The sequence below is a fragment of the Seonamhaeicola marinus genome (assembly GCF_008085455.1).
Genome location: NZ_VSDQ01000577.1, coordinates 426,991 through 441,878 on the forward strand (window position 1 = coordinate 426,991; position 14,888 = coordinate 441,878).

General features: G+C 33.3%; 12 protein-coding genes. 11 read left to right on the forward strand and 1 reads right to left on the reverse strand.

From position 1 onward, the window contains the following. Position 1: 1 nt before the first annotated feature. Entirely contained in the window at positions 2 to 1,189 is a 1,188-nt protein-coding gene (locus FUA24_RS10195) for an HYR domain-containing protein (RefSeq protein WP_148541989.1), read from the reverse strand. A 116-nt stretch (positions 1,190 to 1,305) separates the two neighbouring features. Here FUA24_RS10195 and mnmE point away from each other — a divergent pair, with 116 nt between their 5' ends. The 11 genes from mnmE to FUA24_RS10250 all read left to right on the forward strand — a co-directional run bounded on the left by mnmE (position 1,306) and on the right by FUA24_RS10250 (position 14,832). Beyond that, positions 1,306 to 2,700 (forward strand): tRNA uridine-5-carboxymethylaminomethyl(34) synthesis GTPase MnmE, encoded by a 1,395-nt coding sequence (mnmE, locus tag FUA24_RS10200; protein ID WP_148541992.1) that lies wholly within the window; start codon positions 1,306 to 1,308, stop codon positions 2,698 to 2,700. Positions 2,701 to 2,850: 150 nt separating this feature from the next. Next, positions 2,851 to 3,612 carry a helix-turn-helix transcriptional regulator gene (locus tag FUA24_RS10205; RefSeq protein ID WP_148541994.1) on the forward strand — a complete coding sequence of 254 codons (762 nt, stop codon included), beginning with the start codon at positions 2,851 to 2,853 and terminating at the stop codon, positions 3,610 to 3,612. Between the two features lie 66 nt (positions 3,613 to 3,678). Then, the gene (locus tag FUA24_RS10210) at positions 3,679 to 5,181 is read left to right on the forward strand and encodes a serine hydrolase domain-containing protein (protein WP_148541996.1); all 1,503 of its coding nucleotides are present in this window, start codon (positions 3,679 to 3,681) and stop codon (positions 5,179 to 5,181) included. Between the two features lie 4 nt (positions 5,182 to 5,185). Then, a complete protein-coding gene (locus FUA24_RS10215) occupies positions 5,186 to 6,274 on the forward strand; it encodes a helix-turn-helix domain-containing protein (protein ID WP_148541998.1) in 1,089 nt (362 codons plus the stop codon). A gap of 58 nt (positions 6,275 to 6,332) precedes the next feature. Further along, on the forward strand, positions 6,333 to 7,424 hold the full coding sequence (locus FUA24_RS10220) for a transglutaminase-like domain-containing protein (RefSeq protein ID WP_148542000.1): 1,092 nt from the start codon (positions 6,333 to 6,335) through the stop codon (positions 7,422 to 7,424). 21 nt (positions 7,425 to 7,445) lie between these two features. Next, the gene (locus FUA24_RS10225; RefSeq protein ID WP_148542002.1) at positions 7,446 to 7,913 is read left to right on the forward strand and encodes a (2Fe-2S)-binding protein; all 468 of its coding nucleotides are present in this window, start codon (positions 7,446 to 7,448) and stop codon (positions 7,911 to 7,913) included. A gap of 10 nt (positions 7,914 to 7,923) precedes the next feature. Further along, entirely contained in the window at positions 7,924 to 10,101 is a 2,178-nt protein-coding gene (locus tag FUA24_RS10230) for a xanthine dehydrogenase family protein molybdopterin-binding subunit (protein ID WP_148542004.1), read from the forward strand. A gap of 252 nt (positions 10,102 to 10,353) precedes the next feature. Then, complete coding sequence (locus tag FUA24_RS10235) at positions 10,354 to 11,154, forward strand: SDR family NAD(P)-dependent oxidoreductase (protein WP_148542007.1); 801 nt, start codon at positions 10,354 to 10,356, stop codon at positions 11,152 to 11,154. Beyond that, positions 11,147 to 12,112, forward strand: a complete 966-nt coding sequence (locus FUA24_RS10240; RefSeq protein ID WP_148542009.1) for an NAD-dependent epimerase/dehydratase family protein — start codon at positions 11,147 to 11,149, stop codon at positions 12,110 to 12,112. The genes FUA24_RS10235 and FUA24_RS10240 overlap by 8 nt, the downstream gene beginning before the upstream one ends. Positions 12,113 to 12,134: 22 nt before the next feature. Then, the gene (locus FUA24_RS10245) at positions 12,135 to 12,863 is read left to right on the forward strand and encodes an SRPBCC family protein (protein WP_148542011.1); all 729 of its coding nucleotides are present in this window, start codon (positions 12,135 to 12,137) and stop codon (positions 12,861 to 12,863) included. Positions 12,864 to 12,885: 22 nt separating this feature from the next. Further along, positions 12,886 to 14,832, forward strand: a complete 1,947-nt coding sequence (locus FUA24_RS10250; protein ID WP_148542013.1) for a PQQ-binding-like beta-propeller repeat protein — start codon at positions 12,886 to 12,888, stop codon at positions 14,830 to 14,832. Positions 14,833 to 14,888: the final 56 nt, after the last annotated feature.

Consider the following 14,888-nt stretch of genomic DNA (forward strand, 5'->3'; position numbering starts at 1 on the left):
TTTACTCATCTTCTAATTTCCAAGTTCTTACCCAGTCGTATTTTGTAGTTCGTTCTTCTACCGACCCAGTTTTTAGAATATTATTGGCATCAATAGGGTTCCAATCATAAGTTTCTATAGCCATAGTTATATGGCCTTGAATGTCAAATGTGCTTGGAGGATTATTTATGGTATATACATGTTTTCCATCTAGGTAAAAGAGTATCTCAGTCGGTGATTTCCACCAACAGCCATACACAAAATATCTTGAGTGATTTTTTTCATCTAAATCGATTTTTTTAGGTGAAGTTGTGGTCTCGGAGGATGCGCATGTGCGATTTTGTCGAGCATTAGAATGATAAATATTGTCCCATTTACTAGCCCAAGAATCAGTTCCGCTGTGCACCCTTCCAACACATTCCTGTATGTCCAATTCAAGCTTTCTTGTTGGTCCGGTGTTACAATTAAATGGAAATGCAATCCAGAATGTAGAAGACATAACCGTACTATTAGCCTTCATACGGCATTCATAGTACCATCCAGGACTAGCCATAGCTTTTGATCTTAAAATGGCTCCACCATGAGTCCAACTCTTCCCATTGGCTGTTTTTGGTGTATCGTACTCTAATACCGTTACACGGAGATTTCCATCACTTACTGAAACATTTTCAGGGTCAAATAGTGCAGGCTCTCTTCCATACCAGCCAAAAGGATCTGTTGCGGGGTTGTTATGCCATTTAGTACCATCTAATGCTGTGTCATCAAACTCATCGGATAATTCTTCAACTTTAGTCCATTTTTTTCCATTTGGAGTTGGGTTAGTTTCAACAAAATACGGCATTGATTGCGATGGGCCATCTTGCGTAACTATAACGTTAAAACTACAAGAGGTTTTATTCCCTGCGGCATCCCTAACTTCAAAAGTGTTGGTAGTTGTTCCAATTGGAAAAACTCCACCAGAAGCAATACCAGTTATTTGATTGGTTACAGCTCCTGGTAAATTATCTGATCCTACTGGTTCAGTATAGGTAACTTCAGTTCCCGTAGAGAATACATCAACAGAAACATTAATATCAGCAGTACAACTAATTGTAGGCATTGTGGTATCTACTATTGGGTCTTCTTTTTCATCACCATCACTACTGCTACAGTTCGTAAAAACAATAGTGGAGATAAGACAAAACGTAATTGCGTTTTTAAATAAGTTCATTTTGTAGTTTTAAAGTTTAAAACAAATAACTTTCATAATAGTTTTAAATGGTGCTACAAATGGTTATTTAGCTGAAACAAATGTATGCTACTGCCTAAATTGTTTATTTTTGCAGCATGATTCATACCGATACTATTGTAGCTTTAGCAACGCCTTCTGGAGCAGGAGCCATTGCAATTATTCGTTTATCTGGTAAAGACGCTATAACAATAGCAGAACAACAGTTTAAATCTGTTTCTGGTAAACGACTCTCAGAACAGGCTACGCATACCATTCATTTGGGACATATTGTTGATGACAACAGAACATTAGATGAAGTTTTAGTATCTATATTTAAAGATCCTAATTCGTATACAGGAGAGAATGTCATTGAGATATCATGTCATGGTTCTAATTACATTCAGCAGGAAATTATTCAACTTTTTCTTAGAAAAGGCTGTAGAATGGCTACGGCAGGAGAGTTTACACTTAGGGCGTTTTTAAATGGGAAATTAGATTTAAGTCAAGCAGAGGCTGTAGCAGATTTAATTGCTAGTGATAATGAAGCTTCACATCAAATAGCTATGCAGCAAATGCGAGGAGGCTTTTCTTCAGAAATAGCAAAATTAAGGGAAGAACTACTAAACTTTGCGTCATTGATTGAGCTTGAACTAGATTTTGCAGAGGAGGATGTTGAGTTTGCGGATAGAACCCAGTTTAAAGCGTTAATTGATAGAATCATGATGGTGCTAAAGCGTCTTATAGATTCTTTTGCTGTTGGAAATGTGATCAAAAATGGTATTCCTGTGGCTATTGTTGGTGAACCTAATGTTGGTAAATCTACATTGTTAAATGCATTGTTGAACGAAGAACGTGCCATTGTATCTGACATTGCAGGAACGACAAGAGATACCATTGAAGACGAAATTTCAATTGGAGGTATAGGATTTAGATTTATAGATACAGCAGGTATACGTGAAACTAAAGATGTGGTTGAAAGCATTGGTATACAACGTACATTCGAAAAAATTGAACAGGCTCAAGTAGTAATTTATCTGTTTGATGCGGACTCTGTTTTTAATAAAGAATCCGTTGAGAAGGTAAAGACAGAAATTGAAAAAATAAAGAACAAGTACCCTCAAAAGCCTTTAATTGTACTTGCCAATAAAGTTGATAAAATTGAAGAGCCTCAAGTATCTACTATCCAAAATAAAATCCCTGAGATAAAATTATTATCAGCTAAAAGTGGTAGAGGTGTAGAGGAACTAAAGGATAATTTGTTAAGTTTTGTAAATACAGGAGCTTTAAAAAATAATGACACCATTGTTACCAATACAAGACATTACGATTCTTTACTAAAAGCCTTAGAAGAAGTGTCTAAAGTAAAAGAAGGCCTAGATAATGGATTATCTGGAGATTTGTTGGCTATAGATATCCGTCAGGCACTTTATTATTTTGGTGAGATAACAGGTGAGATATCAAATGATGACTTACTTGGTAATATTTTTGCTAATTTTTGTATTGGGAAGTAACCTTCATTTACTTTATTTGTTTGTATGAAAAAGTTGGATATGTTTGTCATTGTCCTGTAAGTAATGAATTTTCCTTAACTTTAAAATGGAATTCACCATTAGTATGGGACTATAGTGCTTTTTTAATGGTTAAATCTTAAGGCAAAATAAATGGTCAAGAAATCTTCAATTTACGAGAATAATATTGTAACAATTACCAAGGCAACCTATGGTAATGACACTTATTTTCCTGACCATTTTCATGATAGGACTGCTATTAGTTTTGTTCTGGAGGGTAATATCAATGAAACAGTTAACAATATTGATACTCTTGGAGGAATTGCCAATGTAATTATTAAACCTGCGAAAACTATACACCGGGATGTTTATGCAAATTCCTGTTCGATAATTTGCATTTACCTAAATAATGAAAGCGAATTAAATTACTCTGCCCAAGATGTTTTTAAAGATTGGGGATGGATTCAATCTGTTGATAATTATTTTTTTCTTAAAAAGATTTTGCAATCTAAAAATGAAGAAGACCAATTGAAAGGAATAGAAGATTTTGCAAATTACTTTCGAGATAAAAAATCGCAAATAAATTTTAAAACCCCTCCTGAATGGTTAAATGAGCTTAAGTTTATACTTGACACTTCTTATAATGAATCTTTAACAAGTACCGCGTTAGCCAAAGAGTTTAATATTCATCCTGTTTACATGGCTAGAGTGTTTAATGCATATTATGGACAGTCGATAAAATCATATATAAATGTATTAAAGACTAACGGAGCCATGGCTTCCATACTTAACGAAGAAGCTAAACTTGCTCATGTAGCCTATGAAAATGGCTACTCAGATCAAAGTCATTTAAACAGAAAATTTAAGAATATTACTGGCCTTACCCCTAAACAGTTTAAGTCTCTCACAAAATAGGTTTCATACGTTCTATAAATTAAGGTGCAATTTTTAAAACTTTGAATTTAAAAACGGCACTCTATTATGAAACGTACTTTATCTAGAACATTAATCTTTGCTGTCCTTACTGTAAACACATTAACCGGACAGGATATACAAGTAAAACAAATTGATAGTTTGATTACGACTATCCTTAAAGATTTTAAAGAAATTCCGGGGCTTTCTATTTCGGTTGTCAAGGATGAAAAACCATTCTTCACTAAGGCGTACGGATATTCCAATCTTAGAAAGCAAACGAAAGCTACTGTAAACACACCTTACTATATAGCTTCTGTAACCAAATCTTTTGTTGGTTTACTTGCTGCAAAATTGGAGACTGATGGTATTATTAATTTGGATACATCAATAACTAATTATCATCCAATAAAAGACTTTAAGGATACATCTATCTTCGAAAATGTTACTATTAGAGAACTGTTATCGCATAGGAGTGGTATTAGAAATGATTTATTAACATGGAAGTTTTCAGCTATTGGAGATTATGATTATAGCACAATGATTTATCTGTTAAAAAAGAAAACTAAGCCTTTGTATAATGACAAAAGATATAGGTATGATAACTTGGGTTACAATATATTTGACATTATTTTACATGAAGAACTTGGTTTATCTTGGAAAAAATTGCTTGAAAAAGAGCTATTCAATCCATTAGGTATGAATCATACTTCAGCCAATATTTCCACTGCAATAAAAATGGATTGGTCACCTGCATTGCCTTATGTTTCTATAAATGAGAATGGTACTCCTAGAGAAGCTTTAACAAAAAAGAATGATGAAACGTTTCAAGCCGCTGGTGGAGTAATTTCATCTATTGTGGACATGCAGAAGTTTTTAATGCTTTATATGAGGATGGGATCGGTTAATGATAAAAAGGTCTTTAGTGATACCTTGTTTTCGAAGACGCTTTTTACTTATGACAAAAAGAAGGAAAAAAAAGATATTTTTACCTCAGAAGGTTATGGATTAGGTTGGAATAAGGGACAGTTTAAAGATAAAAAAGTGTTTTACCATTTTGGTGGGTTTGATGGGTACTTTGCACATCTATCATTTTTACCGAAAGAAAATATTGGTATGGTCATTTTAACAAATGAGAGCCATTTTGGAGACAACGTATCCAACCTTATAGCTTCTCTAATATATGATTTGCTTACCAAACCATATAAGATAGACATTGATTATACTGAGCAGATAAAAAAACTTAGACAAAGAATAAATAAAATTCAAAAAGCCTTTAAGAGAGATAGGGAGTTACGTTCTCATCGTAATTGGACTCTAATGCATAGTTTCCAAAATTATGCTGGCACATATATCAACAAACTCGCGGGTAATTTGGTAATTACAGCTGACAAAGCTGGTATAACAGTTAATCTTGGAATTAGTAAGGCTATAGCTTCCCCTTCTTCAAATGATGAATCTATAAGAGTAGAATTTAGAGATGGTCGCGGAAGAGATGTACTTTTTATTTCAAATGACGGTGGTACAATGGCTGCGGTTTATAACGGTTATGTTTTTCTAAAACAACTTTAAGTTAATGACCAATTTAATACAAATACTTATTTTTAGTTCCTTGGTATTACTTGCATTTCTTTCTATAACAAATTTATGTAAAGTAAACAGAAAAGCTAACTCATGGTTTGGTATAACGCTTTTGTTATGGTCTTTATTCTGGTTTGAGGAAGTAGCTCAAATTGCTGGATGGAGTAACATTAACCCGGTGGTTATAAAAATAGTCATGTTTCTTCAGTTTTTCTCACCACTTTCTCTCTTCATTAGCATTACATTTTTTACAAACCCAAATTATAATTTAGAAAAATGGTTCCCATTTTTAATTGGAACACCTATTTTATATGGACTAACATTGATAATGCAGGAACAAAATGGCTATAATCTTACGCCAATTTCTTTATGGTTACTACTGCTACATGCACTATTTTTTATAACAAAATCTCTCTTTAAAATAAGAAAACATAAAAAACTTACAGAGGCTTCCGCATCCAATACCGAAGATATTAATTTACAATGGTTAGAGTATATTATAATTTTCATGCTGACTATAGCAGTTTTAAGTAGTATTTTAAGTGCGTTATTTTATGGGGCACCTTTAAACTTATACTTAGGTCTTCTTACTTTAGGAACTATTTTCTTCATTGGTTACTATTTACTTAACCAAAAAGAAATATATCCATTAAAAACTGAGCATCGTCTTCAGGTCTTAGCATTAAGTAATGGTAAACAGCAAATCATTCAAAAGAAAAAGGTGGTTTCCGAAGAAAAGTTGGTAGAATTAAAAGCTAAAGTTCATAGTTTTATGAATGAAAAAAAGCCTTATTTAGATAATGAAATTAATTTAGCTGGCCTATCTGAACAATTAGAGCTTACACCGCACCAATTATCGTATGTTATTAATACAGGCTTTAATGAAAACTTCTTTCGGTTTATTAATGAGTATAGAGTAAACACTGCAAAAAGACTACTTACCGAAGCAGATTTTAACAAGTTTTCTATGTTGGCCATTGCCTTTGAGTCGGGGTTCAACTCTAAAACGTCTTTTAATACAACTTTTAAAAAAATTACAGGAATAACACCTACAGAATTTAAAAAAAGAGGTTCCACTTTATAACTAAGTACAGTTCTACAAGACTCAAGCCATAATTTAGTTAAATAAAAAACACTCTTTTATGAAAACTATTATAATTTGGTTCGCTTTGTCTCTAATTTTGACCAATTTGGTATTTGAGCAGAAAAATGTAAATATTCAAAATAGACTTGAGACAATTTCGAATAAATACTGGATTTCCTATAATGATTATAAATTTGGAGATTACTTAATATCAAAGACTGCGTCAAGAAATATTTCACATATTAAGACAGATTCCGTAGGGGCAAAAATTCTAGTTTTTACAGATATAGATTCGTTATCATTTAATCTTTACCCTTACGATACCATATATTTAAATATAACCTCCAAAAAAGAATTAAATTCTAAGGTTCTTAAGGTCATAGGATTACCTAAAAAAACACCTAAGCAACAGTTAACATTTTTAAACAAATCTAGCATTAGGATACCTGACTTTCAATTGCCTCCAATAGATGAAAAGTATTTGTTGATATTGAAAGACACTTATAAGCTTAAAAGTATTATAGCTGGTGCCAAAAGTGATATTGAAAAATTAAACCTAGTTACTTCTTGGGTGCATAACCAATGGAATCATGATGGAGGGAACATGCCCAGTAAGCCTAATGCCCTAACCATTTTAAGTGAGGCAAGAGAGGGAAAACATTTTAGATGTGTTGAATATTCGATAGTCATTTCTGAAATAATGCAAGCATTGGGATACAAGTCTAGAGTACTTGGATTAAAACGAAAGGAATGCGAAACTTTACTTACAAGTGCTGGGCACGCTGTAGCTGAAGTATTTCTGCCTGAATTAAATAAATGGGTTTTTGCTGATGGACAGTTCAATGCCATTCCTTTTTTATTCAACATTCCTCTTAATGCCGTTGAATTTCAAGAGGCTCTGAATAAAGCTCCTTTAAAAATTAAATTTGGTTATGAAACTACGCTTACCCAAACTAAGGATTATTTAGAATGGGTATATCCCTATCTATACTTTTTTGATTACAGAGTTCAATACAAAAAGGCAAACATCGAGCATAATAGCCTTATGCTTGTACCTCTTAAGTCAAAAAAACCTAAATACTTTCAAAAGAAATGGGGTGTTGGACAATGTTTGTATACCAATAACTTAAAAGCTTTTTACCCCAAATAAAGGCTCAAATAATTTATGATTATGAATTCCTATAATATTAAAATAAACGGAAAAGAATATACCATAGACGCTGTGCCCAATATGCCCTTATTATGGGTAATTCGGGATATTATGGATTTAACAGGCACTAAATATGGGTGTGGCTCCGGGTTTTGCGGAGCATGCACTATACATTTAGACGGAAAACCTACTCGCTCTTGTATAACAACCATATCCACAGTTGAAAACAAAGAGATTCTTACCATAGAAGGTTTGACCTTAAATGGCTTTACTGCTTTACAACAGGCATGGTTGGAGGAAGAAGTTCCCCAATGTGGTTATTGCCAATCTGGACAGATAATGAGTGCCCAAGCCTTCTTGAATGACAACCCCTCTCCCTCCAAAGAAGCTATTATATCTCATATGGCTGGAAACATTTGTAGGTGTGGTACTTACCCTCGTATAGTTAAAGCCATTTTAAAAGCTTCAAAAATGAATCAATCAAAATAAAGGAATTAAAATGCTAAGTAGAAGACGCTTTATTCAATTAACTGGAATCGCTGGTGGCGGTTTAACCATTGGCATTGGTCTAATGAATTCATGTGAAGAAAACGTTAAACTGTCACGCTATAATATCCCAAAAACCAAAAATAGATTTTCAGGTTCTTATGGACATTACTTTGGTGAGTACATCCAAATTCGAAAGGATGGTGAAATTTTTATAAATGTTATAAAACATGAAATGGGTCAGGGTATTGCATCTGGTTTAGTAGGTATTGTGGCCGATGAACTTGATGCTGATTGGAAAAAAGTTCATATTGTTTATTCTGACCCGATTCCAGACATGGGTAATTCTACTGGAGGTAGCGTAAGTACCATTAAGGAATGGTATTCTATGCGAAATGTTGGCGCATTTGCCCGTAATCTGTTTATTGAAACCGCCGCTAATATTTGGAGTGTTTCTAAAGATATTTGTTACACAAAGAACCATAAGGTCCTTAGGATAGGAAGTGATGATGAATTTGAATTTGGTGAACTTGTAGACCAGGTGCAATTTCCTGAGAATACTGATTTAGCACCCCCACTTAAAAAAGCAAAAGATTTTAAATATATAGGAAAGTCGTTTAGCAATAAAACCACACCAGACATCATTCAAGGTAAACACCCCTATGCTATTGATGTAAAACTGGAAGGCATGAAATATGCCTCTATAGAGAGAGCTCCTGTTTTTGGAGGCACATTAATAGATTATGATTCAACTCATGTACTTGAAGTACCTGGAGTTGAAAAAGTTGTAACTATTAAGGGGATGGTTTTAGATAATAATTCCCATATTAGAGATGGCATTGCCGTTATAGCAAACTCAACTTGGGCGGCCATAGAGGGAAGAAAACTGTTAAAAGCAACATGGAAAGATGGAGAAAAAAGTCTAATAGAACATAAAACCTTTCTAAACGATGCTTATGACATTATTGAGGGTGATGAAAAAGGATATACTGTACTTGCCAAGGGTAATTTGAATGCCTTAGAAAAGGCTGACCAAATTATTACTCACACCTATGAATTCCCTTATCAACATCATGCCTGTATGGAACCTTTAAATGCTATAGCCAAATACTCTGGCACTTCATGTGAATTATGGACTGGCACGCAATCTGCTGATAGAATTATTACTAACATTGAAAAAAAAATTGGTCTTAAACCAAAGAATATAAAACTTCATTGCCATCCCTCGGGAGGTGGATTTGGGTTGAGATATTTTGCGGAACACAGTCTTGAAGCTTTATTAGTGTCTAAAGCATGTGATGGTGATTTAATTAAGCTTATGTATACAAGAGAAGATGATATAAAATTTGATTATCTCAATCCTCTTGAAATAAATAAACATTCTGTTGGGATTAAAGATGGCAAAATTACTAGTTGGCATCTAAGAGGAGTTGTAGACAATTGGGGAGGTGTTCTAGGTTGGATGATATATGATATTCCAAACCGCCATGCCGAACATTTTGGGGTAAAGGGGTTTACTCAAATGAGCGCATGGCGCTCTGTTATGGCTAACGCTGAAGGGTTTTCTACCGAAAGCTTTATTGACGAAGTTGCTATTGCCCTTAAAAAGGACCCTCTGGAATTTAGACTGAGCCTGCTCAAAAAAGGTGAAATGGTTACATTGAACCATAATTATAAGTGTAACATTAACCGTATTCGCAATGCATTAATTACTGTGGCTCGCAAAGCAAAATGGGGTAAAAAAATGCCTGATGGTTGGGCACAAGGTATTGCTGTGTACCCTTATATGCATGGTAATGGTTATGCTGCAGCTGTAGCGGAGGTTTCAACTAATAATAATTCAATTAAAGTAGAGAAGATCTACATAGCTTTGGAATGTGGTCTTGTTATTAATCCCGATTTTGTTACCAAGCAGATGGAAGGTGGCGTTATCTGGGCATTATCTGCATTTTTTTATGGAGGTACCGAGTATAAAGCTGGTGTAGTGCAAAGAAGTAATTTTCATGATAATCAAGTCCTAAGGATTAATGAAGTACCAGAAATTGATGTTTGCATTTGTAAAAGCGATGAAACGGAACCTTGGGGAGTTGGCGAGATTGCAGGACCTGTTACTTATCCTGCGGTTTCTAATGCCATTTTCGCAGCAACTGGAAAAAGAATTAGAAAGCTCCCGTTTACTAATACGTTTTAATTTCTGTAATAAGAAGTTTTGTATAAATCATCATGCAGCATCCTAAAGTTAAATACCCTCCTTTTTATTGTTTTTTCTTAAATAAAACACTTTTATTGGATTCTATGGGGTCAACTTTACAATAATCACATTAAACTTTCAATATATTGATAATCAAGTGTTAAATACAAGTTCGAGTTTATAATATCGAACAATTGAATCTCCATTCTTGGTTAGTTTTGGATCAAATAATTTCAAAATTTGATAAGGAACATGGAGCAGATAAAAGGAACTAAAGAACAATATGCATTAATCACAGGTGCAAGTCAAGGATTAGGTAGAGCGTTCGCCTATACATTGGCAAAACAAGGTATAAATATTATTCTGGTTAGCTTACCTGGTCAAAACTTAATCCATCTTGCTAATCAGTTATCTCATCAATATAAAATTAAGACTGAATGTTATGAAACAAATTTTCAATCCGATTCAAACGTTGAGAAATTGTGCATGTGGCTGAACAAAAATTTCTCAATTTTCATTCTGATTAACAATGCTGGTACAGGTGGGACAAGAAAATTCAGCGAAGTATCTACAAATTACATTGATACCATAATTCAGGTTAATGTTAAAGCTACCTCATTAATCACTCACAGATTACTACCAAACTTAATGAAACAGAGAAAAGGATATATTTTGAATGTGTCCAGCATAGCAGCATTTTCTCCTGTTGGATACAAAACGGTCTATCCTGCCTCCAAATCCTTCGTCCATTCCTTTTCATTAGGATTATCGGAAGAACTGAGAGATACCAATATTTCAGTTAGTGTTATTAACCCTGGAGCAATGAAAACTAACGAAGAGATAACCGCAAGAATTGAAAAACAAGGTCTTCTAGGAAGACTAACATTGTTAGACCCTAAAAAGGTAGCGCAATTAAGTCTTAAAAAGATGTTTAGAGGTAAGAAAGTTATAATGTTAAACCCTTTAAGTTGGGTCATTTCCATTGTTTTACCTACAAGATTTAAAGTTTCGATGATGACAAGAATAATAAAAAGAGAATTAACTGTTGGATAAAATTTTTGTAACTGGTATAAACGGACTTTTGGGAACGAATCTTTGCGAAGATTTACTTAATGAAGGTTACAAGGTAAAAGGTCTTGTAAGAGATAAGCACAGATTTTTTGGGAATGCTCATGAGAATCTGAGTTTGGTTGAAGGCAAATTGTTTATGGATTTCACATCAGCTTTAAGAAATATTGACTGTGTTATTCATATAGCTGCCCTAACAGATCAAAGTATCCCAGACCCGTATGAATACTGGAAAATTAATTACAACGCTACTAGAAAGCTATTCCAAGCAGCAATACAATGTGGGGTAAAACGCTTCATTTTTGTAAGTACGGCAAATACCATGGGCTATGGTTCCCAAAAAGAACCAGGTAATGAACTAAAGCGCATATCCCATCTCTACAAAAACTCTTTTTATGCTAAAAGTAAATTACTAGCAGAAGAATTTATGTTAAGAGAAGAACATCAAATAGAAACCATAATTGTAAACCCAACGTTTATGCTTGGTGCCAATGACAGTAAACCTAGTTCTGGTAAAATTATATTGATGTGCTTGGGCAAAAAGGTATTGTTCTACCCTCCAGGGGGGAAAAACTTTGTACATGTTAAAGATGTATCACAAGGGATTCTTAAATGTATTAAAAGTGCAAACTATGGCGAAAAATATCTTTTGGCGAATGAAAATTTAACCTATAAAGATTTTTTTCGAAAGGTCAACAGAATAACCAATCAGAAACCAGTAATGGTAAAAATTCCAAAATTCATCCTCAACATTTTAGGAGGTATTGGAGATGTTTTAAGGAAATTTAATTTTAAAACGAATTTAAGTTCGGTGAATATGAAAGCGCTCATGGTTAATAATTATTTTACGAATGAGAAGTCTATCAAAGCTTTAAATATTAAGTATCAACCTATTGATAAAGCCATTATAGACGCGGTAAACTATTTTGAAAAAACCTCCTAAGAAACTATAAAGCACATTAATTATGACATCAATTAAATCAACGGTTATGATACTTTTAATGATAATAATTTTGTGTCGTAAAGCATTCACACAAAATACGGTTTTAGATTCCATTACCCAATTAGAAGAGTTTGAGAAAATAGCCGAAAAAGGACAATGGGAAATTGCAAAGCAAAAAAAAGGCATTACCCTAAGTTATAGAACTCTTAAAGTTAATGATACCCTAAACACAAGGGAGTTATCAGCAAACTTTACGATATCTGTATCTAACAGTAGGTTTATAGAATTTATTAAAAACCCAACTAAGATAGAAAATTGGAATGAAGGTGTGAGACAAAATAAACTCTTAGAATCTGGAGATTCTACTTGGGTTTCTTACACCATCTTTGATATTCCTTATCCCTTTCCTCAGCAGGAGCTAGTCTCAAGGTATACCATATATAAGGAGAAAGGAACAATAAATATATCCATATGTTCCGAACCAAATTATATAGCCATAAAAAAGGGCTATAACAGGGAAAAACACAATTGGGGGCGTTGGCAATTGCAACCCAAGAGCAATGGTGAAGTTGAGGTAACTTTTTCAGCCGTATCTTTGTCTAACTCTTCCATTCCCAGGTTTATTAAGGATCCTATCGTAAAAAGGAAACTGGTGAATTCATTTATCAAATTAAAAGGCCAGCTTGAATCAAAACGGTATACCTTGCTTTTGAATGATAATGAAATACCTCTTTTAAAAAAGGCTATTTAATTAATAAAATATTGAAATTGCCGTGGAGCTTCTATTCAAAAATATATCTATAAGAGTACTACTTTTACTTACTTGTTATTCCTCTTTTACTTTTTCTCAAAATAAAATTGAACTAGAGAGTAATATTGAGGGGCAAGTTGTAAATGGTTACACTGGAACTTTAGTTGTTAAAACTAGAAACACCCTACTTGGTATAGATCCTTTATCTAAAAAAGTTTCTTGGAAAAACGAAGATTTAAAAGACATTGACCTTTCTGAATATGAAGAAATACCTTATACGCCGCTCTGTATTTTTACCGAGAATCCTTTTATAAAATCAAAGGCCTTATCCAATACTTTAAATAGTAAAGGTGCGTTAAAGACCGTGGTTAATATCATTACAGGGAAAGTTCTTTTTAGTTCTAAGAAAGAAGGCTACAAGGCTGTTAACAATACCTTAATTCTTCCTCAAAAAAAATGTGTCTTAGTGGATGGCATTAAAAATAAAGACCTGGTAATTTCTTTATATAGTTATGAGACCGGTGAAATGTTATGGGAATTGAAAGCCGCTAATACTAAATTGTTTAAAAAACTAAAACGCGTATTCTTTGATAATGAAATTATTTTGTTGGATGCTCAAAAAAATATCTATTGGCTTAAAAACAAACAGTTAATTAAAATTGATAGTGAAAGTGGTGAATTGTTGTTAGAAAGAGAAAATATTACTTCAATAGCCCTGAACAAATCCAAAAATATAATTTTTCTTTTTTCAAATAGAATTGGAGTAAAAAGATTAACCGAAGAAAATTCGATTACCGCCTTAAATACCATGACACTTGAAGCTCTTTGGAATACACCTATTCTAATTTTGGGTAACATTTCAGATACTGCTCAAATGGCAGACGAAATGGTTGTTATTACATCTAAGGGTTTTAACCTTATTGATATTAAAAGTGGCACTAAAAAATGGGATAAATCGGAAGCATTGCCACTTATAAAAAGAATCGTTCCAGTAGAACAGGGGTATCTTGTTGTTCAAAATAATTATTTGGTAAGGATAGACGAAATGGGTAAAAAGGCTTGGAAGAAAAAAATAAGAATTACAAACAGCGTACTTGAAAACCCTATTTATCTATTGGAAAGTGAGGCAGATGTACTTTATATAACACCATCTAAAGCGAATAAACTATTAAATGAAGATGGTGCGAAAATTTGGGAGGAGGATATTGTATTAAACACACATGGATTTATAAGTCGGAATTTAAAACTAAGTGAACACCATTTTAGGGTTTGGGATGATACAATTAATAACGTGTTCCCAGTTTATAGCGACCAAAAATTTTATGTCTTTGAAAAATATTCATCAAAAAAACCTATACAATTTGATAGTCTAAGTTTTAAGCGAAAAATACCGAATTTAAAAATTAGAGAAAATGGATATTTGCTATATGACTCTAATAAATTTTACTTTTTAAGTCCCTCAGGAGATTTATTATACAAAAGGGAATATCCTTTTCTTGACAATAGTAATGTGTTTTCAGGTTCCCTTTACTGGACCAAAAGAGCATTTAGTTCCTATACCTCTGCAATAGGCTTTGTTGGGAATCAACTGTCGAGTACTTTTAATAGTGTCCTAGTTTCTCAAGATATGGGTATTATTACAAATGTTTCTTCACGGATTTATGGGATTTATCTTTCTTATCAAAATGGGTTAAATGCGCTAGTAAAGCTTAATGACGCAAACATGGATTTAAATATGCTTTCCATTTTAAGAAGAATTAAAAAAGGCCGCAAACACAATAGTGTTTTATTGCTTGTTGTACCTCGAGATAACGAAACCGAAATAATGAGATTAGACATAGACTCTGGAAAAAGTGACATTATTGAAGTCCTAGATTATAGGTACACCGGGTATGTTGTTGACCAAATTGAACAACAAATATATTTTTTTGGAAAAAAGAATATTCTTATCAAAACATTTCATGAATAAATGAAATACTAACCAGCCCAACTGAAAAAAGAACAACTTTCAAAATATTTAAAACC